Consider the following 26947-nt stretch of genomic DNA (forward strand, 5'->3'; position numbering starts at 1 on the left):
CTTAATTAACGGTGTTCAGTAAAATGAATGCCGTTTTTTATTACAATTTAAGAGGAATATCGAATGTTAGGAAAAGGTGGCTTAGGCGGTTTAATGAAGCAAGCTCAACAAATGCAAGCAAAAATGCAAAAAGCACAAGAAGAGATTGCGAAATTAGAAGTAACGGGCGAATCTGGTGCAGGCTTAGTAAAAGTAACATTAAATGGGGCACATAATTGTCGCCGTATTGAGATTGATCCGTCTTTAATGGAAGATGATAAAGAGATGCTAGAAGACTTAATGGCAGCTGCATTTAATGATGCGATCCGTCGTGCCGAAGAGTTACAAAAAGAGAAAATGGCAAGCGTAACAGCGGGAATGCCTATTCCTCCGGGTATGAAAATGCCATTCTAATTTCATCGCTTTATTCTGTGGAATTATTTTATTAGGACGGGTAAACTTGCGTTGCTCGTCTTTTATTTATTTGAAGAATCTAAAATTATTATGCAAATTAGTCCGTTACTTGAAAATTTAATCGAATCCCTAAGAGTGCTACCAGGTGTAGGACCAAAATCTGCTCAGCGTATGGCGTATCATTTATTGCAGCGTAATCGTGCTGGCGGGATAAATCTTGCAAAAGCGGTAGAAGAAGCGATGACTCATATCGATCATTGTGAATTATGTCGTACATTTACCGAAGAAAAGGTATGTAATATTTGTAAAAATCCACGCCGCCAAGCAAATGGGCAACTTTGTGTAGTTGAAACACCTGCGGATATTCAAGCAGTGGAACAAACAGGGCAGTTTTCTGGGCGTTATTTTGTATTGATGGGACATTTGTCGCCTCTTGATGGCATTGGACCTCGTGAAATCGGGCTTGATGTTTTACAACAACGTTTAGAATCTGAGTCTTTTTATGAAATTATTCTAGCAACTAATCCGACCATTGAAGGTGATGCAACAGCGAACTATATTGCGGAGATGTGTTTACCTTATAATATCAAAGTGACACGTATTGCGCACGGCATTCCAGTTGGCGGAGAGCTAGAGATGGTTGATGGTACAACGCTTTCTCACTCTTTTGTTGGACGGCGAGATCTCAATCTTTAATTTAGGAGAAATAGTGAATGAAAACATTTTTCAAAAAACTGTATCAAATTTTTCGTTGTATAAGAGAAATGGTGATAAATTTTTTCTTTATCCTGTTTGTTATTTTTTGTTTGGCTCTTTTTTCATTGATTTCTAGTGAAATGGCAACACCAGATACACCACAAGAATTTAATTCAGGAGCATTAACCTTACATCTAGATGGTTATTTAGCTGATAACGCAGATGAATTAGGGAAGTTTCGTCGCCTATTGCAATCTGAATTAGGTTCAAAAGAACAACCATTTAAAATTTCTACTTTTGATGTGGTTCGTGCAATAAAAAAAGCAACTAATGATAAAAAAATTACAGGTATTGTTTTAGATTTACAGGCTTTTTCTGGCGGTGATTATCCATCGCTTGAATATGTAGGGCAAATGCTGAAAGAGTTTAAAGCAAAAAGTAATAAGCCTGTGATTGCAATTGGACAATATTATTCTCAAAAGCAATATTATTTAGCAAGCTTTGCCGATAAAATTTATCTTAATAAGGCAGGTTCGGTTGATATTCATGGGCTAAGTTATGCAAACCTTTATTTCAAATCATTGCTAGATAAAATAGAAGCTCAGCCACATATTTTTAGGGTAGGTACTTACAAATCTGCGGTTGAACCTTTCATACGTGATGATATGTCAGAAGAGGCAAAACAGAATGCAACTTTATGGCTAAATGGATTATGGTCAAATATTCAAGCAAAAATAGCAGAGAATCGTCAGATTAAATCGGAAAATGTATTACCACCGTTTGAGGATTATTTGGATAAGTTTAAACAAGCGAAAGGTGACCAAGCCATTTTTGCATTAAATCAAAAACTAGTGACCAAATTAGTTACCGAGCCTCAAATGTTAAGACTTCTACAAGAACAGTTTGGCACGGATGATCAAGATTATCAGCACATTGACTATTTTGATTATGTCAATTATTTACCTTCTCGTTTTGAGAACAAAGCAATTAAGAATAATATTGCGGTGATTAACGTTGAAGGTGGCATTGTGATGGGTGAGAGTGATGATAGCAGTGCGGGTAGTGACACTGTTGTGGCTCAACTACGCAAAGCAAGAATTTCCAAAAATGTACGAGGTGTTATTTTACGCGTCAACAGTCCAGGTGGTAGTGCTTTAGCATCAGAATTGATTCGTCAAGAAATTGAAGCGATTCAGCAAGCTGGTAAACCAGTTGTCACTTCAATGGGCGGAATGGCAGCATCAGGTGGGTATTGGATTTCATCGACTACCGATAAAATTATTGCAAGTCCTAATACTTTGACTGGGTCTATTGGAATCTTTGGTTTATCAATGAGTTTTGAAAAAACAGCAAAACATATTGGTGTCACAGAAGATGGTATTGCTACTTCACAACTGGCGAGACAAAGTCCATTTAAAACCTTGAATAAGGAACAAGGCAAGTTAATTCAATTGAGCATTGAAAATGGTTATGATCATTTTCTTGAATTAGTAAGCAAAGGACGTAAGATGTCAAAAGAGCAAGTCGATCATATTGCACAAGGTCAAGTTTGGTTAGGGGAAGAAGCCCTTAAAAATGGACTGGTAGATAAGTTGGGCGATTTTGAGACAGCTTATGATGAACTAATGCTATTGATCAACGAGAAAAGGGTAGCAAAAGGGAAAGATAAACTGGATAATTTACCTGCCGTATGGAGCTTGCAAGAAGACAGTGGATTCTTAGGTGAATTTGCAAGGAATTTTAAAATGAATATTCAACTGAAATTAACGCAGTGGTTAGATATTCCTTTTATGGAGCAGCTACAACAAAAAGCACCTATTATGCCAAGATTAAACGATCCAAAAATGAGTTATTTGTATTGTTTAAATTGTGGAACGGTGCAGTAATAAAAAATTTGTAAAATTTAACAAAAAAATGACCGCTTATAGGTATTCCTCTAAGCGGTCGATAACTTTATAGGAACTAAAATGAAATTTATCTCTTTTAATATCAATGGATTAAGAGCAAGACCACACCAGCTAGAAGCGATTATTGAAAAACATCAACCTGATGTTATTGGTTTACAAGAAATCAAAGTATCTGATGAAGATTTTCCACATCAATTAGTAGAGCATTTAGGCTATCACGTGTTTCATCACGGGCAAAAAGGACATTATGGTGTGGCATTATTAACTAAACAAAAGCCATTGGCGGTACGCAAAGGTTTTGCAACAGATGGTGAAGATGCACAAAAACGTATGATTATGGCGGATCTTGAGACACCTTTTGGGACGCTTACAGTGCTGAATGGTTATTTTCCACAGGGCGAAAATCGTAAACACGAAACAAAATTCCCAGCTAAAGAAAAATTTTATGCAGATCTTCAACATTATTTAGAAACAGAACATTCGCCTGAAAATCCAATTGTGGTTATGGGGGACATTAACATTAGCCCAACTGATTTAGATATTGGGATTGGTGAACCGAACCGTAAACGTTGGTTGCAAACGGGTAAATGTTCATTCTTACCAGAAGAAAGAGAGTGGTTTGCTAAATTATTAGATTATGGTTTTGTGGATACATTCAGAATGATGAATCCAGAAGCGGATGATCAATATTCGTGGTTTGATTATCGCTCAAAAGGTTTTAATGATAATCGTGGTTTGCGTATTGATTTAGTGATGGCGACAAAAATGTTAGCGGAACGATGTGTAGATACTGGGATTGATTTAGAAATCAGAGCGATGGAAAAACCATCAGATCATGCACCAATTTGGGCAACATTTGAATAAGATATTGAATGTTATCAATGTTAAGGTTTTGTATCTAGATATAGATACAAAGATTTAAATGAGAATGATTGTTAAATAATGGTAATATTTCATTTATTTTTCAATATATTGTCAATTGATAAATTACTGTTTTTTGAGCTGATAAAATTGATTTATATCAATTAAAATTTATTTTTTTATACGGTAACGAAGGTTTTGTTAAAATTTGTGACAAATGTAACATTTTTAATGTTTGTTATTATTGGCTTTATAGGTAAAATAGCGTTAGGTTTTTCTCTTTGAATATTTTTATTTTATAAAAAGAGTCTACAGAAAAATCAGCTTGGGTAGTTATTTTTAGATATTAGTCTAATAATAATTCATTTTTCTCGTTATATTACAACAAAGAGGTTTGAGATGTTGGACGTTGTTGAACTTTCTCGATTGCAGTTTGCGTTAACTGCATTATACCACTTCTTATTTGTACCATTGACTTTAGGGCTTTCTTTCATTCTTGTAGTGATGGAAACGCTTTATGTGACGACAGGTAAAGAAGTGTATAAAGATATGACTAAGTTCTGGGGTAAGTTGTTTGGTATTAACTTTGCTCTTGGAGTAACAACAGGGATTACCATGGAATTCCAATTTGGTACTAACTGGTCATATTATTCTCATTATGTAGGTGATGTTTTTGGAGCTCCATTAGCGATTGAAGGCTTAATGGCATTCTTCTTAGAATCTACATTCGTAGGTCTTTTCTTTTTCGGTTGGGATCGTCTATCAAAAGCGAAGCATTTGGTTACAACATATTGTGTAGCCTTTGGTTCGAATTTTTCTGCGTTATGGATTTTGGTTGCAAACGGCTGGATGCAAAATCCAGAAGGTTCGCAATTCAATTTTGAAACAATGCGAATGGAAATGGCAAGTTTTGCTGATTTAGTTTTAAATCCAGTTGCTCAATCTAAATTCTTACATACAGTAACTGCTGGCTATACTTGTGGTGCTATTTTTGTTTTAGGTATTAGTTCATACTACATTTTGAAAGGTCGTGATTTAAGCTTTGCAAGACGTTCATTCTCTGTGGGAGCAACGTTTGGCTTAGTTGCAATCCTTTCTGTACTTGTTATGGGTGATGAGTCTGGTTATGAAATCGGTCAAGCTCAACCAATGAAATTGGCAACAATGGAAGGGGAATGGCATACTCAAAAAGCACCAGCGGATTGGAATGCGTTTGTAATTCCTAACTCAGAAGAAGGAAAAAATGATTTTGAAATTAAAATTCCTTATATGGCTGGTTTGATTGTAACTCGTTCGTTAGATAAACAATTCCCAGGTGTTCACGATATTCGTAAAGAAAATGAACAACGTGTGCGTAATGGTATTGTTGCTTATGGATTATTAGAAAAATTACGTTCTGGTAACTATACAGCAGAAGAGAAAGAAGCATTTCAAAATACGTATCAAAAAGATTTAGGTTTTGGTTTATTATTAAAACCTTATACTGATAATGTGATTGATGCGACTGAAGAACAAATTCAAAAAGCAGCAGATTCAACCGTACCTAACGTAGGACCAACATTCTGGTCATTCCGTATGATGATGGCATCGGGTGGTTTAATGCTTCTTCTTATTGCATTAGCTTTCTTCCAAAACTTCAAAGGTACTGTAGGTAGCCGCCCATTACTATTAAAAGCATTATTATTTGGTATTCCATTACCTTGGATTGCAATTGAAAGTGGTTGGTTCTTAGCAGAATATGGTCGTCAACCTTGGGCAATCTATAATGTATTACCAACAGGAGTGGCGAACTCATCATTAACAACCTTAGATCTGTGGATTTCAATCGGATTGTTATGTGGTTTATACACCATTTTCTTGGTAGCAGAAATGTATTTAATGTTTAAATATGCTCGCTTAGGTCCGAGTTCATTAAAAACAGGTCGCTATCATTTTGAACAATCTGCGAAATAAGTAGGAGAAAAAATATGTTAGATTATGAAATTCTACGTTTTATTTGGTGGATTTTAGTCGGTGTTTTATTGATCGGTTTTGCGATTACCGATGGTTTTGATATGGGTGTTTTAACATTGCTACCAGTAATGGGTAAAAGCAATATTGAACGCCGTATAATGATCAATACTGTTGCTCCGCACTGGGATGGTAACCAAGTTTGGTTATTAACGGGTGGTGGTGCAATTTTTGCAGCGTGGCCAACCGTATATGCAACATCATTCTCAGGATTCTATCTTGCAATGATTGTTGTGCTAGCGGCATTATTCTTCCGTCCAGTTGGTTTTGAATACCGTGCTAAAATTGATTCACCAAAATGGAGAAGTGCTTGGGATTGGGGATTATTTGTAGGTGGTTTTGTACCATCACTTATCTTCGGTGTTGCATTTGGTAACTTATTACAAGGTGTTCCATTTGAGTTTAACAACATTAACCAAATCCAATATACTGGTTCGTTCTTTGGATTATTAAACCCATTTGCATTACTTTGTGGTGTGGTAAGTTTAATGATGTTAACCACGCAAGGTGCAACCTGGTTACAAATGAAAACAACGGGCGATTTGCGTGCTAGAGCAAGAAATATTGCACAAATCACAGCATTAGTCACTTTAATTGCATTCTTATTAGCAGGTGCTTGGTTATACTTCAAAGACGGTTTTGTTGTAACAAGTGAGATGGATCATTTTGCTGCCTCAGTATTTACAAGTAAAACAGTTGCATTAGAGCAAGGTGCTTGGTTTAGCAACTTCTTTAATATGCCTGTATTATTTATTATTCCAGCATTAGCAGTAATTGGTGCGTTAGGTACAATCTTAGCGTCAAAAGCTGATCGTAATGGTTTTGCTTTCTTATCATCATCAATTATGCTTGCGGGTGTAATTTTAACAGCTGGCGTATCAATGTTCCCATTCGTAATGCCTTCAATTTCACACCCTGAAATGAGCTTAACAATGTGGGATGCAACAGCAAGTGAAAATACATTAACTGTAATGTTCTATGTTGCTTGTGGTTTTGTACCATTAGTGCTTGCATACACAATTTGGAGTTACTTCGCTATGTTTGGTCGTCTTGACGCGAAACAAATCGAAGAAAACAAGGCAGCTTACTAAGGAGAAATTATTATGTTTTATGTAACTTGGGTATTAGGTGTCTTACTTGCTATTTTATTTTCAGTTGCAATGACTGTAAAAGCTGAGAAATCAGGTCATTTAGACGATTAAAATGGTAGATAAACTCTATAACTTAACAGCAAAGGGCTTTTTAAAAGCCCTTTCTTTCATTCTTGCTTCATTGATGTTTGGCTTGATTTTATTTAATTCAATGACATTTGCCCAACATTTTGGAGGAAGAATTCCATATCTTGCTTTTCTCACTTTTTATGGAATGGCAATTTTATGGGTTCACGGTGTTGGCTTTGAAATAAAATCATCTTTTTGGAAAATTATATTTTTACCTTTAACAGGATATTTTATTGTATTAAGCTCAATCACCGTGATTTTGCTTAAATAATATGTAGATAAAAAACTTGCACAATTATTTATGCACTACTAGAATAATAAAATTATTACGACGCCTAAATCTTAGGCGTTTTCTTTCTCTTTTTTGGAAATACAGGATATGATGAATTTTCCAGTACGAGTCTATTATGAAGATACCGATGCCGGAGGTGTCGTTTATCACGCCAATTATTTACACTTTTTAGAGCGTGCAAGAACAGAATTTTTACGTCAACAGGGTTTTTCACAACAACAGTTATTAAAAGAATCACTGGCTTTTGTTGTTAAAAAAATGGATATTGATTATAAAAGTCCTGCACGATTAGACGATCTTTTAAATGTTATCACCGAAGTGATTGAACTTGGAAAAGCAAAAATTGTCTTTTCACAGAGCATATGGCAGGAAGAACGTTGTATCACACAAGCGACAGTTGTCGTTGCTTGTGTTAATTTAAATCAAATGAAACCTGTGGCGATACCTGAAAATATTCGCCAAATTTTTAAAATATAATCTTGGAGTTATCATAAATGTCGATGGATTTTAATTTTGTTTCACTTTTTCTTGAAGCAAGTATTGTTGTAAAAGCAATTATTATTATTTTAATGTTTTTTTCCGTGTTATCGTGGGCAGTGATTTTTAGTCGCAGTCGCCTTTTAAATAAAGCGAGAAAAAACTCACTTAGCTTTGAAGATCGTTTTTGGTCAGGAGAAGATTTTGGACGTTTACATGAAGGATTAGAAAATCGTCGAGATCAATTAAATGGTTCTGAGCAGATCTTTTATGTGGGATTCAAAGAGTTCTCTCGCTTGCAGCAAGCAAATCCAGATTCTCCAGAATCTGTGATTCAGGGAACAGGAAGAGCAATGAATTTAGCTTTAAACCGAGAACTAGAAAAATTAGAAAGCTATATTCCATTTTTAGGAACGGTAGGATCTGTTAGCCCGTATATCGGATTATTTGGTACAGTTTGGGGAATTATGCACTCATTTATGGGATTAAGTGCCGTAAAACAAGCAACCTTACAATCTGTTGCACCAGGTATTGCCGAAGCACTTATTGCCACAGCGATAGGCCTATTTGCTGCGATCCCAGCGGTAATGGCGTATAACCGTTTAAATGTAAAATTAAATAAATTAGAACAAAATTACATCAACTTTATTGATGAATTTACCACGATTTTACATCGCCAAGTGTTTACTAAAAAATAGTATTTAACAAGAAAAATAGAAGCGGTTAAATTTTTATCACTTTTTGCAAATTTTCATAAAAAAGTAACCGCTTACTTAATATCTGATGAGGAAAAAATGTCTTACCGTCGTCGTAATCGTAATAATATAAAATCTGAAATCAATATTGTGCCATTCCTAGATGTATTACTGGTGCTGTTATTGATTTTTATGGCAACAGCACCTGTGATTAGCCAAAGTGTAGAAGTGGATTTGCCTGAGGATAAACACAGCCAGTCCGTAACCAATGAAAGTAAAAAGCCCGTTATTTTACAAATTGAAGGTGTGGCATTATATAAATTAAAAATGGATGGACACTTTGTTGAAAAATCAGGTGAGCAATTACTTACAGAAACAGATGTGATTGCATTTTCATCACAGGCTTTTCAACAAGATCCACATACATTATTTCTGGTAGCTGGTGGTAAAGATGTACCTTATGAGGAAATTATTAAAGGTATTTCTTTATTAAAAGACGCTGGAATAAAAACAGTCGGTTTAATGACTTCAAGTAAATAGTGGGTAATTGACGTGAAAGATCAATACGATAAATTGGGGATAGGGATTGTTATTTCAGTATTGCTACATATTATACTGATTGGCGGATTTTTTTGGGCTTCTAAGGCGACAACATTTTTGTCTTCAGAAGGTGGAAATGGGGACGATGAGGATATTTTAGATGCTGTAATGGTGGATACTGCACAAGTTTCGGAAGAAAAGAAGCGGTTAGATTTGATCAAAAATTTACAAAAAGAGCAAGAATTAAAAGAACAGCAAAAACGTGAGCAGCAGAAAATTGAACAAGAGCAACAACAAATTGAGCAAGAAAAGCAACGGATTGCTGAGCAACAACGTTTAGAAGAAGAACGTCAGCAAGCAATTCAATTAGAAAAAGAGAAGCAACTGGCGGAGCAAAAACGCCTCGAACAAGAAAAGCAAGAGCGACTTCGTCAAGCTGAAGAAGAGCAGAAACGTTTGGAGGAGCAACGCATTGAGAAATTACGCCAACAAGCGGAGCAACAGCGTTTACAGGAGCAACAACGACTTGCACAATTAAAGCAACTTGCCGAACAAAAGCGTTTAGAAGAAGAGCGTAAACGTGCGGAAGAAAAAAAGTTAGTGGAGCAAAAACGTTTAGAGGAACAACGTAAACGTGAAGAAGAGAAAAAATTAGCGGAGAAAAAACGTTTAGAAGAAGAACGTAAACGTGAAGAAGAGAAAAAGTTAGTGGAGAAAAAACGTTTAGAGGAAGAACGTAAACGTGAAGAAGAGAAAAAGTTAGCGGAGAAAAAACGTTTAGAAGAAGAGCGTAAACGTGAAGAAGAGAAAAAGTTAGCGGAGAAAAAACGCTTAGAAGAAAAACATAAGCGTGAACAAGAGAAAAAACGTTTAGAAAAAAAACGTAGAGCCGAAGAACGCCGTAAGGCTCGAGAAGAACAAAAACGTAAGGAAGAAAAAGCACGTCAAGAAGAGCAGGCAAGACAGAAAAAGCTTGCAAGTGATTTACTTAATGGAAATAGTGTGAGTAGTGGCTCACAAGGTTCAGGTGGCAGAAAAGGAGCTGGGCAAGGCTCAATAGCGGGAGATCGCTATGGTGCGAGAATTAAGCGGTTAATTCAATCTCGCTATCGAACTAATCCTAGTTTTGCTTCAAAAGAATGTAGCGTTCGAATTCATATAGAACCAGATGGAAGAATAAGTAATTATCAAGTTTTAGGTGGTAGTAGTGATGTTTGTGAGGCTGCTGTTCGGGCGATTCGTTCAGTGAATAAATTACCAAAACCACCATCAGCTATTTATCAACAATATCGCTCTCCAATTTTAGATTTTGGTTTAAGAGTTCAATAATTAAAGAGGTTTTTAATGAAATTTATCTCTCGTATTGCGTATATGATAACAATTTTAGGTATGTTGTTATCGGTTAATGCTATTGCAGAAGAAGATTTACATATTTCTATCAATGAAGGTGTAGATATGGCACAGCCAATCGCGGTGATTCCTTTTCAAACAGATGGAAATGTGACAACGGATGTGGCTCAGGTGATTTCTGATGATTTGCGAAATAGTGGAAAATTTACACCGCTTGCACGCCGTAGAATGCCTGAAACACCAAGTTCTGCGACTGAGGTGAATTCACAGGTATGGTCGGATCTTGGATTTGATAATATTGTAATTGGAAAAGTAGCAAGCGTAGGCGGGCATTATACTATTGCTTATCAGTTGATTGATACTTTGGGCGTTTCAGGCTCAGCGGGAAGTGTTGTTTTAGAGGGGGCGTTTGATATGCCTAAAAATGCTCTTCGGTTAGGTGCTCATACGATCAGTGATGCGATTTTTGAAAAATTAACTCAAATTCGAGGGGCATTTAGAACAAAAATTGCTTATGTGGTACAACGTGGAGTTGCTTCGTATCAATTAAGAGTCGCGGATTACGATGGCTATAATGCGTTTACCGTTGTGAATAGTCACGAGCCGTTAATGTCACCAACGTGGTCGCCAGATGGTAATTATTTGGTTTATACAACGTTTGAGCATCGTAAATCACAGTTAGTCTTACATAATATTCAAACAAATAAGCGTCGTGTGATAGCTTCTTATAAGGGGCATAATGGGGCAGCTGCATTTTCTCCAGATGGAACAAAAGTTGCATTTGCATCAAATCGAGATAGCGTGTTGAATATTTATGTAAAAGATTTGAATAGTGGAAAAACTGTGCAATTAACACGTAATGAAGGGAATAACACGGAACCGAGTTGGTCACCAGATGGTCGTATGATTGTCTTTACTTCTGATCGTGCTGGATTGCCACAGATATATAAAATGAGTGCGTTTGGCGGAGAGGCTTTTTTAATTGGTGATGCGGGTAGCTATAATGCCAAGATCTCATCAGATGGGCAATATTTGATTATGATTGCCAATGATAAGATTGTAAAGAAAGACTTAGTAACAGGAGAGACGGAAGTCTTAACATCGACGTTTTTGGATGAAACGCCAAGCATTTCGCCGAACGGAATGATGGTAATTTATAGTTCTACACAAGGCGTAAGCAAAGTGTTACAATTGGTTTCAGCAGATGGTCGATTTAAGGCTAATTTGCCAGGATCAGGTGGGCAATATAAGTTCCCTGCTTGGTCTTCATATTTAACTAAATAATAATTTTGAGGAGAAATCTCAATGAAAAAATTTGCTAAAATTTTAATGATCGCAGCACCTGCATTTGTATTAGCAGCGTGTTCTAGTTCTACAAAAGTAGAAACGACCGAAGCAACTTACGGCGGAATGTCTGCTCAAGAACTTCAACAACGTTATAATACCGTTTATTTTGGTTTTGACCGTTATCAAGTTGAAGGTGAATATCAACAATTATTAGATGCTCATTCTGCATTCTTAACAGCAAATGCAAATTCAAAAGTTGCAGTTGAAGGTCATACGGATGAACGTGGTACACCAGAATACAATATTGCACTAGGACAACGTCGTGCTGATGCGGTACAAAGTTATTTAGTTACCAAAGGTGTAAATAGTACTCAAATTTCAACTGTTTCTTACGGTGAAGAAAAACCAGCTGTATTAGGACACACCGAAGCAGATTATGCTAAAAATCGTCGTGCAGTACTTGCATACTAATCGCATATAAATATAGATTCTAAACCCTGATAATGTCAGGGTTTTTTTTAGTTAAGGTAAGCTATGAATTATTTATCTATTGCAAATGAAACCCTTTCACTTTATATCCAAGCTATTGAACGCTTAAATAGTAATATTGAGCCAACTTTTGAAAAAGCCGTTGAGATGATCTTAAAATGTGAAGGACGTTTAGTTGTTGGTGGTATTGGAAAATCGGGTTTAGTTGGGAAAAAAATGGTAGCTACTTTTGCTTCAACAGGAACGCCAAGTTTTTTCTTACATCCAACAGAAGCCTTTCACGGTGACTTAGGTATGTTGAAGCCGATCGATATTGTTGTTTTAATTTCTAATAGTGGCGAGACGGACGATGTGAATAAACTGATCCCTAGCTTAAAGGGCTTTGGAAATAAAATTATTGCGATTACAGGTAATAAAAATTCTACTTTAGCGAAGCATTCCGATCTTGTCTTAGATATTAGTATTGATAAAGAAGCTTGCCCTAATAATCTTGCACCAACAACTTCAACGTTGGTTACAATGGCTCTTGGTGATGCTTTAGCGATTGCTTTAATTAAAGCGAGAAACTTTAAAGCGGAAGATTTTGCTCGTTTCCATCCTGGTGGTAGCTTAGGGCGTAAATTACTTTGCCGAGTTAAAGATGTAATGCAGAAGAAATTACCTATTGCAAGTGTTCATACTTCTTTCGCTGATTGTTTATCAATAATGAATGAAGGTCGAATGGGGGTTGCGGTTGTGATGGATAATAACCAGTTACAAGGCATTATTACCGATGGTGATGTTCGTCGTACTTTATCTAAATATGGCTCGGATAGCTTGCTTAAAACAGCAGGTGAGTTAATGACTTGTTCACCAAAAGTCATTTCTGAAAATGAATTTTTAGCAAAAGCAGAAACTTTTATGAAAGAGCATAAAATTCATACGTTAATTGCAATGAATGAAAAAGGTGAGGTTTCAGGTTTATTAGAATTTTCTAGTTAGAACATAAAAAAGCCAACCTTCTTAATGTATAAGAAGGTTGGTTTAGGTAAGTTATTTATTTTACAGTAACTAATTTTGCTAATTCTTGATCCACATAGTATAAGCCTTTGCTATCTTGACCAAGTAGGTTTAATTTATCTAAAATTCCACCGAATAAAGTTTCCTCTTCATGCTGTTCAGCAACATACCATTGTAAGAAGTTGAATGATGAATAGTCTTTTTCTGCTAATGTGATTTCAACTAACTCATTGATTTTACCTGTAATCAATTTTTCATGTTCAAAGGTAAGATCTAATACTTCTTTTAATGAGGCAAAATCCGCTTTTGGAGCTTCGATTTCTGCGATTTTAGTGTATGCCCCTGTTTCATTTAAGTAAGTAAATAATTTTCTCATATGCATCATTTCTTCGGTTGCGTGTTCACGTAAGAATGCTGCTGCACCATCATAACCTTTGTTGGTACACCACGCACTCATTTGAAGATATAAATTTGATGAATAAAGCTCTAAGTTTACTTGCTCATTTAACATTGCAATAATTTTATTTGATAACATATTCTTTTCCTCTTTGTAATAGATTAGTGGTTTGCACCAAGAGTGGCTAATTCACGGTCAATTAAATAAATTCCTAATTTATCGTTACCGATCATATTAAATTTATCTACAATACTGTTGAACAAGGTTTCTTCTTCGTGTTGCTCAGCCACATACCATTGTAAGAAGTTAAAAGCCGCGTTATCTTTACTGTCAAAAGTCACTTCTACTAATTCATTGATTTTACGAGTGACTAGTTTTTCGTGTTCAAGGGTAATTTCAAAAATCTGTTGTAATGATTCAAATTCGTGACGTGGTGCTTCAATTGCACCTAATAGTGGTAAACCACCAGTTTCACTTACATAGTCAAAAAGTTTTTGCATATGTTCAAGTTCTTCATCGGCATGACGAAGTAAAAATGCAGCAGCACCTTCATAACCGTGATTTGCACACCAAGAACTCATTTGTAAGTAAATGTTTGAAGATGCAAATTCTAAATTGATTTGCTCATTTAATTTATCAATAATTTTTTGTTTTAACATTGTTGTTTCTCCCTTATTTTATTTGATAGGCATTAACCTCAAATATATGATACTCTATATTCTCAATAATATCTATGTTGTTGAGAATCAAATAAGAACCATTAGTATCTAACTTATTGATTTTTAGTAATAAATGATAGCAATTCGTATTATTAGCTATCTATTTATGTTAAAAGAACCCTGTCTCTATCAGTATTTGGTAGGATACTAATCTAGTATGAAATGTTCTTTTTGATAGTCAATAACTATTGAAACAATAGTTATATCATAATAAAAAAAGTACAGAGAAAGAAGAGGTATGGTTTCTGTTTTCTTCTAAAGAGTATTTGATAGCCTATACAGTTACTTGTTTATTTTTGATAGAATAATGAAAATCTAATTTATTTGAGCAAATGATGACACAGAAAAATCCTAAATTGTTGCAAAAAACAAGAGTAAAAGCCCTGAGTTTATTTTCTATTTTATTGTTACTTATCGTTATAAGCGGTGTGATTTATTGGTTTTTTTACCAAAAAGATTATCAAAGTACTGATGATGCTTATGTAAGTGGTAACCAAATAATGATTACTCCGAAAGTAGCGGGTAATGTTGTGCAAATAAATGTAGAAGATATGGATTTGGTGCGTAAAGGCGATGTGTTAGTTGTGCTTGATGAGAAGGATAAAAAACTCGCGTTAAAGCAAGCTGAAACTAGCTTGGCTAATGCGGTACGCAATGTTCAACAACTGAGTTATAACATCAAACAGTTACAAGAAAGTGTCAAAGCGAAACAAATTATTTTTGAGCAAGCAAAAGATGATTTCATCCGTCGTCAGAAATTAGCAAAAACGCATTCAATTGATAAAGAAAGTTTGCAGCATTCCAAAGATAAAATGGCTTTGACGAAGGCCGATTTACAGGTTGCTAAAAATCAATTATTAGCTAATCAATCATTACTTAAAAATACTCCACTTTTACAACAACCAACGATTCAAAATGCGATTATTTCTGTGAAGCAAGCGTGGTTGAATTTAAAACGTACCCAAATTGTGAGTCCAGTAGAAGGTTATGTGGCAAGACGCAGTACCCAACTTGGAGCAACGGTAACGACGAATAGCCCTTTAATGGCTATTATACCCAAAGATCAAATGTGGTTAGAGGCAAATTTTAAAGAAACGCAGTTAAAAGATATCCGAATTGGACAACCTGTTAAAATTGAGTTGGATCTTTATGGTGATGATGTCGAATTTGAAGGCAAAATTGCTGGAATTTCAATGGGAACGGGCAGTGCTTTTTCATTATTACCGGCTCAAAATGCAACAGGAAACTGGATTAAAATTATTCAGCGTGTGCCAGTACGGATCGAGTTAGATCCAAAGGATATTCAAAAATACCCGCTTAGAATAGGCTTATCTGCTTTTGCTAAAGTGAATACAGCAAATCAAGAGGGAGTTACATTGAGAACGCATTCTCGGACTGAGCCACTTTATGCTACGGATAGTCTTAATTTTGATGAAAAAGACATTGAGCAACGCATTTTAGACATAATCGAACAGAATAGCGATGACAGAGAATTCAATTAAAGGGTGGTTGTTAATCTTACTCACTTTTGCATTAGGTTTTGCGACCTTTATGCAAGTACTCGATTCGACAATTGCAAATGTCGCCATTCCAACTATTGTCGGCGATCTTGGTTCATCAAGTTCGCAAGGTACGTGGTTGATAACCTCTTTTGGCGTATCTAACGCTATTTCTATTCCAATTACAGGCTGGCTGGCAAAACGAGTTGGTGAAGTGAAGCTCTTTTTAATCTCAGTTTCACTTTTTACTCTTGCCTCGTGGTTATGTGGTATTTCTAACAGCCTTGAAATGTTGCTTGTATGTCGAGTATTTCAAGGTTTGGTTTCTGGTCCTTTAATCCCTCTTTCACAAAGTTTATTACTTAATAGCTATCCTCCTGAAAAAAAATCAATGGCACTGGCTTTTTGGTCAATGATTCTGGTTATTGCTCCTGTATTAGGGCCGATTCTTGGCGGTTGGATTAGCGATAATGTTCACTGGGGCTGGATCTTTTTTATCAACATTCCAATTGGTATTTTCGTTGTTTTAACGACAAGTAAAATTTTGGCTAAGAGAGAAACTGAAATTGTTCAGCAACCGTTGGATACGATAGGACTAGTTTTATTAGTGTTGGGGGTAAGTTGTTTTCAGCTTATGCTTGATCAGGGCAGAGAACAAGATTGGTTCAATTCTCATCTGATAGTGACATTAAGCATTTTAGCGGTCATTTTTTTTACAGTTTTTGCAATTTGGGAATTCACCGAAAAAAATCCTCTGATTGATATTTCGCTGTTTCGCTCACGCAATTTTACTATTGGTTGCCTCAGCACCTGTTTAGCGTACTTGCTTTATATTGGTTCAGTGGTGCTAATGCCTATTTTATTGCAAACAGTATATGGTTATACTGCGACTTGGGCTGGGCTTGCCGCTGCTCCGATAGGGTTATTGCCAATCCTAGTCACACCAATTATTGGAAAATTTGGTTATAAAATGGATATTCGCTGGTTAGTCACATTCAGTTTTGTTGTCTATTCAATTACTTTCGGTTGGCGAGCATTAACCTTTCAGCCTGAAATGGATTTTAGCAATGTTGCTTTGCCTCAATTTGTGCAAGGGCTTGCGGTTGCTTGTTTTTTCATTTCATTAACCACTATTACGCTTTCGGGCTTACCCGCTGATAAAATTGCTTCTGCCTCAAGTTTATTTAATTTTTTACGTACTCTCGCTGGCTCAGTGGGGACATCAATCAATATCACAATGTGGTATAACAGAGAAGCATTACATCACGAACGTTTGGTTGAGGCTATTACACCTTATACTTTAAATTCACAGCTTTATTATCAACAGATGGAAAACATTGGTTTCAGTGATTTAGCAACATCAGGACAACTACAAAGAGAAATAACAAAGCAAGGTTTGATAATGGCTGGGAATGAAGTATTTTGGTTCTCAGCGTTAGTTTTTCTCGTTTTAACATTGGTAATTTGGTTTGCAAAACCACCTTTTAGTTATAGAAGAGAATGAGTTCAAAAATAAAAAAATGGCATAAAGTAATATTACCTTATGCCATTTTCATTATGAAAGATTAGAACAACTCTTTGGTTTGAGGCATATCTGATGTTGGATCAGGATTTGCCACTGGAATTTGATAACCTTGTTCAATAATATATCTATTTTTAGGTTCTGTCCCTCTAATAAAATATTCGCTTAAATCATTTCCAAGTAATCCATATTTCGCATCAATTCCCACTCTTATGATATTCGGTGGTAATTTGTCATTACGTTGTGGTTTATCAGAAAGTGCGACAGTCATATAATCAATCCACGCAGGTAAGGCCGTTCTCGCACCGGCTTCGCCTTTGCCAAGTTCTTTATTACCGTCATAAGCAACATAGGTTGTGGTGACGATATTTGAACCAAAACCAGCATACCACGTTACTTTTGAGTTATTCGTAGTCCCCGTTTTTCCACCCACATCTTTACGAGGGAGAGCTTTGGCAAGTCGCCAGCTTGTTCCAACCCAGCTTTGTCCTGCTTCACCAAAGGCTGCAGAATGTAATGCACTTCGCATTAAGAAGGCTAATTCACCACTAATTACACGAGGGGCATAACGTACTTTTTGCTCTGTTTCGATAGCGGTTGCGATTAAACTTGGATCGTCTGTTTTCGCTACTGGTTCAATTTGGAAATCATCACTCAAAGTTTCTTCTTCAGCGGTTGCTAAGGATTCTACTTCCTCGTTTTCATCTTCTTGAACAAAGTCAAAATAGCTTGGTTCTGCATAGGCAACAGGAATGTCATTACAAGAAATACACGCAATACGAGGATTTGCCTTATATAATTCCTCACCATTTGCATCTTCAATGCGTTCAATAATAAATGGATCAATTAAGTATCCACCATTGTCAAATACAGCGTAACCACGAGCCATTTCCAGAGGTGTAAAAGAGGCTGCACCGAGAGCTAAGGCTTCCGTTGCTGTATATTGTTCACGCTTAAAGCCAAAGCGTTGTAGGTATTCGGCAATATAATCTATGCCAATCATTCGTACGGTACGCACCATCATCACATTTTTAGATTTGCCCAATCCAACACGTAATCGTAATTTACCTTCGTAAATATTTGGAGCATTTTTAGGTCGCCAAGGTTCTTGTCCTGCTTTACGAATAGTAATTGGAGTATCATTTAGTGTGGTTGCAAGGCTTAATCCTTTGTTTAATGCTGCGGTATAAATAAAAGGTTTAATTGATGAACCAACTTGTACCATTGATTGTGTCACACGGTTGAAATTACTTTGAGCATAACTAAAACCACCCACAGCCGCTTCAATCGCACCATTATTACTATTTAATGATACTAACGCAGAATTAACTTCTGGAATCTGCCCTAATTCCCAATCATTTTTTTCATTTTTAGATTGATTGCGAACCCAAATTTGTTGCCCCGTTTTGATGACTTGCTCAACCGCAGTTGGAGTTTGACCACGAGAATTTTTGCTAATATATTTTCTCGCCCACTTCATTCCATTTAAGGTTAGCGTTGCTGTCTCACCATCACGCAATAAAATTTGAGCTTCTTTTTTGGTTGTTTTCAATACTGCTGCTGGGACAAAAGGCTCAGAATTTGGTAGCTGACTTAAATGATCAATAATATCTTCTTCATTCCACGCTTCTTCATCACTTTTCCAAAGTGTTGTTGCTCCACGCCAACCGTGACGACGATCATAATTGATCAGATTCTCACGCAATGCTTGTTGAGCGGCAAATTGATCTTTTGATAAAACCGTCGCATAAACTTTAAATCCTTTAGTATAAGCGGTTTCTTCACCGTATAGCTTAACTACTTCTTTACGCACCATTTCAGTCACATAATCAGCATTAAAATCTAACACTGTTTTATGAAATTTTGACACAATCGGTTCGGCTTTTGCTTGTTCATATTGTGCTTCGGTGATTTTATTTTCTTGTAGCATTCGCCATAAGACTGTATTACGGCGTTGCTCAGCACGTTTTACCGAATAAATAGGATTCATCGTTGAAGGGGCTTTTGGCAAGCCAGCAATAACAGCCATTTCTGAAAGGGTAAGCTGATTTAACTCTTTACCAAAATAGGTTTGAGCAGCAGTTGCCACCCCATAAGAACGGTAACCAAGATAAATTTTATTCAAATAAAGTTCTAAGATCTCATCTTTTGACATTACTTGTTCGATTTCCGTTGCCAGAATTAACTCTTTCAATTTACGAATAAGTTTACGTTCTGGGGTTAAGAAAAAATTACGAGCTAGCTGCTGAGTAATAGTACTTGCCCCTTGTTTACGCCCTCCCTTAACAAGGGCAACCGTAGCACGAGCAATCCCTTTAAGATCAAAACCGTGATGATCATAAAAACGGCTGTCTTCCGTTGCAAGAACTGCATCGATCAAAGGTTGTGGAATATCGGCAAGTTTGGCTGGGATGCGACGTTCTTCCCCTACTTCTCCGATCAATTTACCATCGGAAGTAAAAATTTGCATTGGAAGTTGTAGTTTTACTTCTTTTAAGCTTGCTACATCAGGTAATTCAGATTTTAAATTAACATATAAAATCCCAGCTCCAATAGCACCCAAAAGGATCAGGCTAAATAAAGCTGTAAATATAAATTTTGCGATCTTCATCGAAAAAAACTCTTTTTGTAAATGACGAATGGATAGGTTTAGCACAATAATAGTGCCGACTTCAAAGAGAGATCATACCTTAAAATGGCACAAAAAGGAAAAAATGATGTTATTTAAACCAAAATCAACATATAGAAAAGTAGGAATAAGTCATAATGAAAATTATTTTTGTGCTGTTGTGAAGAATAATCAGCAGTATGACGTGCAATGGTATAACAAATCACAATTTAGGTTATCAGAAATATTCAATCAGCTTGAGCTAGCAAATAAAAAAATTTGCAAAATTTATGCAATAAATGACCGCTTCATTTGGCGAAAATATCTCTTTTTTCCCGCTAATTATTCAACTGAAATGTTATATCGTCAGATGATTACGCTTTTAAAACAAGAGCTGCCTATTGCGATAGAGGATATTTATTTTGATTATCAAATTTTGTTACAACCTGAAAATAATTTAAAAAAAGTGATTCTTTATGCTTTAAAAAAAGATTGTCAACAATTTGAAAATAAAGATAAAACCATTATTTTGGACAGTGAAATATATTGTTATAAAAGAGGCTTAACGCATTTATTTAAACTAGATGAGAATCTAAATGAAGCTGAAAATGGTTATGTGTTTCAAGATCAAATTATTCAATTCAAACAACAAGAATTTTGCCAGACTGCAATTGAAAATAGTGAGCAAATTAGCGACTGTAAGCGGTTATATTTTTTTGAAAATTTGCAAAAAATACCCAAAATAAAAGAGTGCGAATTGATCTTATTGCCATCATTAGACGAGAAAACGATACGAGATCCTTATTTATATCTTACAGCACTAGGAGCAACGCTATGGAATGGCAAGGTATAAATTTAACGAATTATCATCAGCAGAATTGGAGCAATCAGCTTAAAAAATTAGGTTCTTATTCTGTATTTTTTATACTTGTGATGTGTTTTATTGCCGTCGCTATTGATGGTTATGCCAATAAAATTGGAAAAAATAAATCATTTTATCAGCAACAAAATAGCGAAATTAAAACGCAGATTGCAGAGAAAAAACGTCTTTTACAACGTTTTATTTTTAAGCAGAAAAGTAAACAGAATGTGATTGATGAACATTATATCAAGTTGATATTAAAGGAAATTCAACAATTACCTATAACAGGAATAATCTCAGAAATTGATATTCAGCATCATAAAACAGATTATTTTGAATTGGTAGGAAAGAGTCATAATCAGCACGATTTTGATAAATTATCTAGTTATTTAAATCGCTTAGCAAAGCATAAGATCACTATAGATATGTTAAAGACAGACAGTCAAAACCAACTCGAATTTATAATTAAAGTACAAAAAAATGAATAAATTACAGCAATATTATTTAAACCCAACAAGCTCGTTTTATCTGTTTGTTCGTTATTTATTAGATTATAAATGGCTTGTTGCTCTATTTATCACTATTTTGATTTTGAGTTATCCAAGTTATAGATTAGTTACGACGATTTTGGCGGAAAATATAGCGATAAATATTCATCATAAGTTGCTCAATGATAACGTTTTGATCACTAAAAAATTAAGCCAGTTGGGGATCAAAAAAGATGAGCAAAAAGTTGATCCTTTGGTGCTGAATAAGAGGATCAAAGTAATTTTAATTGATAATAAGATCAATATTGAAGAGATGAACTGGAATAAAGAGAACAATAGTATTGATATTATTTTTAATCAGACTTTTGAGCAGGTGGCAAAAGCGATTTTGCAATTAAACAGTGATAAGTCATTCGCTTTTAATCACATTACGCTAATAAAAATGAATAAAGATTATTTGGTGCAATGCGTTGTAAATTTAACTATTTTAGAGAATAAAAAATGAAAAAAATAATGTTGTATATAGGGCTGTGTTTTATTCCTTCGCTTTTTGCGAATCCTTTTTATGTTGAGAATAGCGATGAAGCAGTACAAATGGAAGAAGATAAAGAGCAAGAAAGTGATTTTCAAATAATAGATGACGATGAATATCTAAAAACGATTAGTTTGAAATATGTACAAGCCAAAGATATTGTGGATACTTTCACAAAAGGCAGTGGGTCACTTTTGGAAGGCGGATATTTACATTTTGATAAGCAGACTAATTCAATTATTATAAAAAGCAATCAAGCGACGTTGCAAAAATTAACTCAGTTAGTGAAGAAATTAGATAAACCAATAAAGCAGGTGGCTATTGAGGCGAGAATTGTAACGATTAGTAGTGAACATTTGCAAGAACTTGGCGTGCGTTGGGGGATGTTTGGGGGAGTAGAAAAAAGTCATCAATTTGCAGGAAAGTTGGAAGGAAATGGATTTGCTGCGGATAATCTTAATGTGAATTTTCCTGTGCTAAGTAATGCCGCTTCAGTCGTGGTTCAAATTGCGAGTATCAATAATCGTTTACTCGACCTAGAATTGACAGCCTTAGAGCAAGAAAATAATGTTGAAATTATTGCAAGTCCGAGTTTGATAACCACCAATGAAAATAAAGCAAGTATTAAGCAAGGGACGGAAATAGCCTATCCTCAGCGGAATAATAAAGGTAATGTAACTCGAGTGGAATTTAGAGATGCGGTATTAGGGTTGGAGGTTACGCCACATTTCGGGCAAAGCGATCAAATTTTATTAGATTTATTAGTGACTCAAAATGCACCAAATTCAGCAACAGTCAGTTCACAGCAGTGGGTTACTATTGATAAGCAAGAAATTCAAACGCAGGTTTTGGCGAAAAATGGCAAGACCATTGTGCTTGGCGGTATTTTTCAACAAATAACCTCAAAAGAGAAAGATGGTGTACCGCTTTTGGGAAGTTTGCCTGTTTTAAAGCATTTATTTAGTCATACCAAAGATAAAATCGCAAAACGAGAATTAGTTATTTTTGTCACACCGCATATAATTAACCCACAATAGTGAATTTGTGATAAAATCTGCCATCTTTTGATCGTGTTGCTAAAAATTAAACAGCAAGCGGTTAGATCTTTAACAAATTTTGCAAAATTATACTTTATAGAGGTTATATGAAAGTTTCTCCACGCCGTCGTGCTCGTGAATGTGCCGTTCAAGCACTTTATTCTTGGTTTGTGTCTAAAAATTCAGTAGATGAAGTTGAAAGCTCATTTATGACAGATCAAGATATGAAAGGAGTTGATGTTCCTTATTTTCATAAATTATTAAATGGTACAGTAGATAATATTGTGTCTGTTGATGCAGCATTTCAGCCTTATTTAGATCGTAGCCAAGATGAAGTTGATCCTATTGAGTGTTCAATTCTACGAGTGGCTGCCTATGAATTAAAATTCCAACACGATGTGCCTTACAAAGTTGTGATCAACGAAGCGATTGAAGTAGCAAAAGTGTTTGGTTCAGACGATAGTCATAAATATGTAAATGGCATTCTAGATAAACTTGCACCTGCATTAGGGCGTAAATAAGCATTATCAATGGGCGAATTTGATATTATTCAGCACTATTTTAATCGCCAAAAAGCGAAGCAACATTCGGTGCTGACAATTGGCGATGATTGTGCTGTGATTGAATTAGCACCAGAGCAGCAGTTAGCGATAACAACAGATACGCTAGCTGTTGGCACTCATTTTTTTCCTGATGTTTCCTCCTATGATTTAGCCTATAAATCTGTAGCCGTTAATTTAAGTGATTTAGCTGCAATGGGAGCAACCCCTAAATGGATATCTCTAGCCTTAACGTTGCCGAATATTGATCATCAATGGTTGGCGGATTTTAGTAATGGATTGTTTGCTATTTTAGAACAATACAATGTTGAATTGATCGGTGGCGATACCACAAAGGGAACGCTGTCGATTACTATTACAGCACAAGGCGTACTAGAAAAAGGGAAAGGTTTGTATCGCCATAAAGCACAAGTGGGCGATTTAATTTTTGTATCGGGTTCACTTGGTGATAGCAAAGCAGGATTAGAATTACTAGCAAATCAAACACCATCTAAAAATAGTCATCAAGACTATTTATTGCAACGCCATTTAAAACCAACACCAAGAATAGCATTAGGCTCATTGCTTAATCACTATTCTCAATGTGCGATTGATATTTCAGATGGTTTATTGGCTGACTTAGGGCATATTTTAGAACGCAGCCAGTGTGGGGCAGAGATAAATTTGCAAAATCTTCCTCTTTCTACACCGCTTGTAACAGAATTTTCAACACTTGCTGAACGTTTTGCTCTAACTGGAGGCGAGGATTATGAACTCTGTTTCACGATCCTCCCTGAAAAGGAAGAGGCTTTTTTGAAAGCAATCACTCAGTTGGATATAAAATGCAGTTGTATTGGCAGAATTACCCAATCAGGTTTAACCTTATTAAGAAATGGTGAAAAAGTAGAATTACCGAAACAAGCAGGTTTTGACCATTTTTCATTGTAAAAGGATCTAATATTATGAAACCAATCAATCTTAAAAATCCCATTCACTTCCTTGCATTTGGCTTTGGATCTGGCTTAATCAAACCAGCACCAGGTACGTGGGGATCTATTGCTGGAATGATTCTTGCAATTTTATTGTGGAATTTGACCGCTTCACCAGTATTTTTCATAGGGCTTTCTATTATTTCCTTTATCGCTGGTTGCTACATTTGTGAAAAAACGAGCCAAGATCTAGGGGTTCACGATGATGGGCGTATTGTTTGGGACGAAATTGTTGGGATCTTTTTAATTTTTGCATTTTTACCACAACACGATACTTTATTTTATATATTAACTTTTATCACATTCCGCATTTTTGATATTCTCAAACCTTTCCCAATCGGCTTTATTGATAAAAAGCTAAAAGGTGGTTTGGGTATTATGGTTGATGATATTCTAGCGTCAGTTTATGCAATTATTGTGCTTTATTTCTTATATTTTGGGTTGCATTTAGCTGATCTGATATAGCTTTTATTCAATATTCGCCCAAGATTCTTCCGTTAATTTTTTACCAAAATGGCTGTCAATCAAACGGTTCATAAAAGGGGATTGAGGGTTCAGCAAAACTTCTTTGGTATTGCCATATTCAAGCATTTTGCCGTGTTGCATAACTAAAATTTTATCGGAAATATGCTTAGCAATGCCGAGATGTTGTCCCACATAAATATAAGAAATCGCGTTTCTTTGTTGTAATTTAAGCATTAGGTTAATAATTTGAATTCGTAATGAGAAATCAAGGGTACTTAGGGTATCATCGATTACAATAATGTCAGGATCTAAAATCAAGGCACGAGCGAAGGCAACTCGTTGTTTTTGATTACTTGATGCTTCATTGATTGGCATTAAGGCGTGTTCAGGGTGCATTCCGACAAGCTCTAATGTTTGAAATATTTTTTGATTACGCTGTGCTTCATTAAGATCTGTAGCGAGTTTGAGTGATGAATCTAATATTTGTCCGATATTGTGATTAGGATCAAATGCATTATTTGGATCCTGAAATAGCATTCGAATATGCTTCGCTCGGAATTTATAATCACCAAAAGTGAGTAAGTGATCTAAAAATCGGATTTCGCCAGACGTTGGCTTGATTACCCCTGCGATCATTTTCACTAAGGTAGATTTCCCAGAACCATTTTCGCCAATAATTGTTAAGGTTTCGCCTTTTTCAAGAGTGAATGAAATTTCATTAACTACATAATTTTTTTTGTTACGAAACAATGCAGTATGCTCAACAAAGCATTTACTCAGGCTTCTCACTTCTAGCAATGAACTCATTTTAACCTCTTAATTTTGGCTTAACAGAAATAGATAATCAATTTAATTGCTGAAATGTTGGGAGAATTAAATAGGAAAGTATGTATGTACTTCACTTTCTTAATCCTCTCTACATTTTTAATATAATAAACAAAGACCGCTTAAATAAGCGGTCTAATTTTACTTAAAATTTGCAAATTATAGAACGTTTACACAGTTTAAGTCTTCGAAAGATTGCTCTAAGCGTTTAGACATAGATTCTTCCATTTTACGTAACCAAACACGTGGATCGTAGTATTTTTTGTTTGGTGCGTCAGGACCTTCTGGGTTACCTAATTGTGCTTGAAGGTAAGCTTCGTTTGCTTTGTAGAAACCTAAGATACCATCCCAAGCTGCCCATTGTGTATCAGTATCGATGTTCATTTTGATTGCACCGTAGCTGATTGCTTCACGGATTTCTTCACGAGATGAACCTGAACCACCGTGGAATACGAAATCTAATGATTTTTCAGGAAGATTACGCTCAGCTGAAACGAATTTTTGTGACTCACCTAAGATAGATGGTTTTAATTTAACATTACCTGGTTTATAAACACCGTGAACGTTACCGAATGCCGCCGCGATAGTGAAACGTGGACTGATTTCGCTTAATTGATCGTAAACGTAAAGTACTTCTGATGGTTTTGTATATAATTCTGATTCATCAACATCTGAATTATCCACACCGTCTTCTTCTCCACCTGTAATACCGATTTCGATTTCAAGGGTCATACCCATTTTATCCATACGTGCTAAGTAATCACGACAGATTGCCATATTTTCATTCATTGGCTCTTCTGAAAGATCGATCATATGAGATGAGAATAATGGTTTCCCTGTTTCAGCGAAGTGTTTTTCGCCAGCGTCTAATAAACCGTCGATCCAAGGAAGTAATTTTTTCGCACAGTGGTCTGTATGTAAAATTACTGGTACACCGTACTCTTCAGCTAAGGTATGAACGTGTTTTGCACCTGCAATCGCACCTAAAACATCTGGGCGTTGACCACTTGTTGGTTTGATTCCTTTACCTGCGTAGAAAGATGAACCACCGTTTGAGAACTGAACAATTACTGGCGAGTTTACACGAGCAGCTGTTTCTAAAACCACGTTTACAGAATCAGAACCTACACAGTTTACTGCTGGGATTGCAAAGTTGTGTTCTTTTGCAAATGCAAAAACTTTTTGTACGTCATCGCCTGTTACAACGCCTGGTTTTACGATGTCTAATAATTTAGCCATTTTTTATATT

The 26947-nt window shown here is 35.7% G+C and carries 29 protein-coding genes; 24 read left to right on the forward strand and 5 right to left on the reverse strand.

The genetic code is table 11. The features are described 5' to 3' along the window. The first annotated feature begins 63 nt into the window (after window positions 1-63). From DYE60_RS00250 to DYE60_RS00320, 15 genes are all read left to right on the forward strand, one after another. Window positions 64-393, forward strand: a complete 330-nt coding sequence (locus DYE60_RS00250; protein ID WP_115314567.1) for a YbaB/EbfC family nucleoid-associated protein — start codon at window positions 64-66, stop codon at window positions 391-393. A 90-nt stretch (window positions 394-483) separates the two neighbouring features. Beyond that, window positions 484-1089, forward strand: coding sequence for a recombination mediator RecR (recR, locus tag DYE60_RS00255; RefSeq protein ID WP_115314569.1), 606 nt, complete (start codon window positions 484-486; stop codon window positions 1087-1089). A gap of 17 nt (window positions 1090-1106) precedes the next feature. Continuing rightward, window positions 1107-2975, forward strand: coding sequence for a signal peptide peptidase SppA (gene sppA / locus DYE60_RS00260; protein ID WP_115314570.1), 1869 nt, complete (start codon window positions 1107-1109; stop codon window positions 2973-2975). Window positions 2976-3056: 81 nt separating this feature from the next. Then, window positions 3057-3860 (forward strand): exodeoxyribonuclease III, encoded by an 804-nt coding sequence (gene xthA, locus DYE60_RS00265; protein ID WP_115314572.1) that lies wholly within the window; start codon window positions 3057-3059, stop codon window positions 3858-3860. 396 nt (window positions 3861-4256) lie between these two features. Then, window positions 4257-5810, forward strand: coding sequence for a cytochrome ubiquinol oxidase subunit I (locus DYE60_RS00270; RefSeq protein WP_115314574.1), 1554 nt, complete (start codon window positions 4257-4259; stop codon window positions 5808-5810). A gap of 14 nt (window positions 5811-5824) precedes the next feature. Further along, window positions 5825-6958: a cytochrome d ubiquinol oxidase subunit II gene (cydB, locus tag DYE60_RS00275; protein ID WP_115314575.1), complete on the forward strand. Its 1134-nt coding sequence runs from the start codon at window positions 5825-5827 to the stop codon at window positions 6956-6958. Window positions 6959-6970: 12 nt separating this feature from the next. After that, complete coding sequence (locus DYE60_RS00280; RefSeq protein WP_115314577.1) at window positions 6971-7069, forward strand: cytochrome bd oxidase small subunit, CydX/CbdX family; 99 nt, start codon at window positions 6971-6973, stop codon at window positions 7067-7069. A gap of 1 nt (window position 7070) precedes the next feature. Then, window positions 7071-7358: a cyd operon protein YbgE gene (gene ybgE, locus DYE60_RS00285; RefSeq protein ID WP_115314579.1), complete on the forward strand. Its 288-nt coding sequence runs from the start codon at window positions 7071-7073 to the stop codon at window positions 7356-7358. A gap of 111 nt (window positions 7359-7469) precedes the next feature. After that, complete coding sequence (gene ybgC, locus DYE60_RS00290) at window positions 7470-7856, forward strand: tol-pal system-associated acyl-CoA thioesterase (RefSeq protein ID WP_115316396.1); 387 nt, start codon at window positions 7470-7472, stop codon at window positions 7854-7856. Between the two features lie 17 nt (window positions 7857-7873). Beyond that, window positions 7874-8554: a protein TolQ gene (gene tolQ, locus DYE60_RS00295; RefSeq protein WP_115314581.1), complete on the forward strand. Its 681-nt coding sequence runs from the start codon at window positions 7874-7876 to the stop codon at window positions 8552-8554. A gap of 96 nt (window positions 8555-8650) precedes the next feature. Next, window positions 8651-9091: a colicin uptake protein TolR gene (tolR, locus tag DYE60_RS00300; protein WP_115314583.1), complete on the forward strand. Its 441-nt coding sequence runs from the start codon at window positions 8651-8653 to the stop codon at window positions 9089-9091. A gap of 12 nt (window positions 9092-9103) precedes the next feature. Then, window positions 9104-10420, forward strand: a complete 1317-nt coding sequence (gene tolA, locus DYE60_RS00305) for a cell envelope integrity protein TolA (RefSeq protein ID WP_172460341.1) — start codon at window positions 9104-9106, stop codon at window positions 10418-10420. A 15-nt stretch (window positions 10421-10435) separates the two neighbouring features. Next, the gene (tolB, locus tag DYE60_RS00310) at window positions 10436-11725 is read left to right on the forward strand and encodes a Tol-Pal system beta propeller repeat protein TolB (protein WP_115314587.1); all 1290 of its coding nucleotides are present in this window, start codon (window positions 10436-10438) and stop codon (window positions 11723-11725) included. Window positions 11726-11746: 21 nt separating this feature from the next. Continuing rightward, the gene (gene pal, locus DYE60_RS00315) at window positions 11747-12199 is read left to right on the forward strand and encodes a peptidoglycan-associated lipoprotein Pal (RefSeq protein WP_115314589.1); all 453 of its coding nucleotides are present in this window, start codon (window positions 11747-11749) and stop codon (window positions 12197-12199) included. A gap of 63 nt (window positions 12200-12262) precedes the next feature. After that, window positions 12263-13198, forward strand: a complete 936-nt coding sequence (locus DYE60_RS00320) for a KpsF/GutQ family sugar-phosphate isomerase (protein WP_115314591.1) — start codon at window positions 12263-12265, stop codon at window positions 13196-13198. 55 nt (window positions 13199-13253) lie between these two features. Here the strand turns inward: DYE60_RS00320 and ftnA (DYE60_RS00325) are convergent, their stop codons facing one another. Together ftnA (DYE60_RS00325) and ftnA (DYE60_RS00330) are read right to left on the reverse strand one after the other, a co-directional pair. Then, complete coding sequence (gene ftnA, locus DYE60_RS00325) at window positions 13254-13751, reverse strand: non-heme ferritin (RefSeq protein ID WP_115314593.1); 498 nt, start codon at window positions 13749-13751, stop codon at window positions 13254-13256. Window positions 13752-13774: 23 nt separating this feature from the next. Continuing rightward, the gene (ftnA, locus tag DYE60_RS00330; RefSeq protein ID WP_115314595.1) at window positions 13775-14272 is read right to left on the reverse strand and encodes a non-heme ferritin; all 498 of its coding nucleotides are present in this window, start codon (window positions 14270-14272) and stop codon (window positions 13775-13777) included. A 392-nt stretch (window positions 14273-14664) separates the two neighbouring features. Here ftnA (DYE60_RS00330) and DYE60_RS00335 point away from each other — a divergent pair, with 392 nt between their 5' ends. Beyond that, entirely contained in the window at window positions 14665-15834 is a 1170-nt protein-coding gene (locus DYE60_RS00335; protein ID WP_425451636.1) for an EmrA/EmrK family multidrug efflux transporter periplasmic adaptor subunit, read from the forward strand. After that, window positions 15815-17335 (forward strand): DHA2 family efflux MFS transporter permease subunit, encoded by a 1521-nt coding sequence (locus DYE60_RS00340; RefSeq protein ID WP_115314599.1) that lies wholly within the window; start codon window positions 15815-15817, stop codon window positions 17333-17335. The genes DYE60_RS00335 and DYE60_RS00340 overlap by 20 nt, the downstream gene beginning before the upstream one ends. 61 nt (window positions 17336-17396) lie before the next feature. On the opposite strand, the gene DYE60_RS00345 is transcribed toward DYE60_RS00340, so the two are convergent. Beyond that, entirely contained in the window at window positions 17397-19964 is a 2568-nt protein-coding gene (locus tag DYE60_RS00345; protein WP_115314601.1) for a penicillin-binding protein 1A, read from the reverse strand. Between the two features lie 103 nt (window positions 19965-20067). Between DYE60_RS00345 and DYE60_RS00350 the strand changes: the two genes are divergently transcribed. The 7 genes from DYE60_RS00350 to DYE60_RS00380 all read left to right on the forward strand — a co-directional run bounded on the left by DYE60_RS00350 (window position 20068) and on the right by DYE60_RS00380 (window position 24873). Then, window positions 20068-20814: a type IV pilus biogenesis protein PilM gene (locus tag DYE60_RS00350; protein ID WP_147285442.1), complete on the forward strand. Its 747-nt coding sequence runs from the start codon at window positions 20068-20070 to the stop codon at window positions 20812-20814. Then, window positions 20796-21311: a hypothetical protein gene (locus DYE60_RS00355; protein WP_115314605.1), complete on the forward strand. Its 516-nt coding sequence runs from the start codon at window positions 20796-20798 to the stop codon at window positions 21309-21311. Before DYE60_RS00350 ends, DYE60_RS00355 begins: the two co-directional genes overlap by 19 nt. Further along, window positions 21304-21816 carry a hypothetical protein gene (locus DYE60_RS00360; protein ID WP_115314608.1) on the forward strand — a complete coding sequence of 171 codons (513 nt, stop codon included), beginning with the start codon at window positions 21304-21306 and terminating at the stop codon, window positions 21814-21816. The genes DYE60_RS00355 and DYE60_RS00360 overlap by 8 nt, the downstream gene beginning before the upstream one ends. Further along, window positions 21813-22880: a type IV pilus secretin PilQ gene (gene pilQ / locus DYE60_RS00365; RefSeq protein ID WP_115314610.1), complete on the forward strand. Its 1068-nt coding sequence runs from the start codon at window positions 21813-21815 to the stop codon at window positions 22878-22880. The genes DYE60_RS00360 and pilQ overlap by 4 nt, the downstream gene beginning before the upstream one ends. Before the next feature lie 107 nt (window positions 22881-22987). Next, window positions 22988-23401: a transcription antitermination factor NusB gene (gene nusB, locus DYE60_RS00370; RefSeq protein ID WP_115314612.1), complete on the forward strand. Its 414-nt coding sequence runs from the start codon at window positions 22988-22990 to the stop codon at window positions 23399-23401. Window positions 23402-23410: 9 nt separating this feature from the next. Continuing rightward, on the forward strand, window positions 23411-24367 hold the full coding sequence (gene thiL, locus DYE60_RS00375) for a thiamine-phosphate kinase (protein ID WP_115314614.1): 957 nt from the start codon (window positions 23411-23413) through the stop codon (window positions 24365-24367). Between the two features lie 14 nt (window positions 24368-24381). Beyond that, window positions 24382-24873 (forward strand): phosphatidylglycerophosphatase A family protein, encoded by a 492-nt coding sequence (locus DYE60_RS00380; RefSeq protein ID WP_115314616.1) that lies wholly within the window; start codon window positions 24382-24384, stop codon window positions 24871-24873. A 3-nt stretch (window positions 24874-24876) separates the two neighbouring features. On the opposite strand, the gene DYE60_RS00385 is transcribed toward DYE60_RS00380, so the two are convergent. After that, window positions 24877-25680: a peptide ABC transporter ATP-binding protein gene (locus DYE60_RS00385; RefSeq protein ID WP_115314618.1), complete on the reverse strand. Its 804-nt coding sequence runs from the start codon at window positions 25678-25680 to the stop codon at window positions 24877-24879. A gap of 177 nt (window positions 25681-25857) precedes the next feature. Beyond that, window positions 25858-26937, reverse strand: a complete 1080-nt coding sequence (gene fbaA, locus DYE60_RS00390) for a class II fructose-bisphosphate aldolase (RefSeq protein ID WP_115314620.1) — start codon at window positions 26935-26937, stop codon at window positions 25858-25860. Between the last annotated feature and the right edge of the window lie 10 nt (window positions 26938-26947).

It is taken from the genome of Phocoenobacter uteri (genome assembly GCF_900454895.1).
Classification (GTDB): Bacteria; Pseudomonadota; Gammaproteobacteria; order Enterobacterales; family Pasteurellaceae; genus Phocoenobacter; species Phocoenobacter uteri.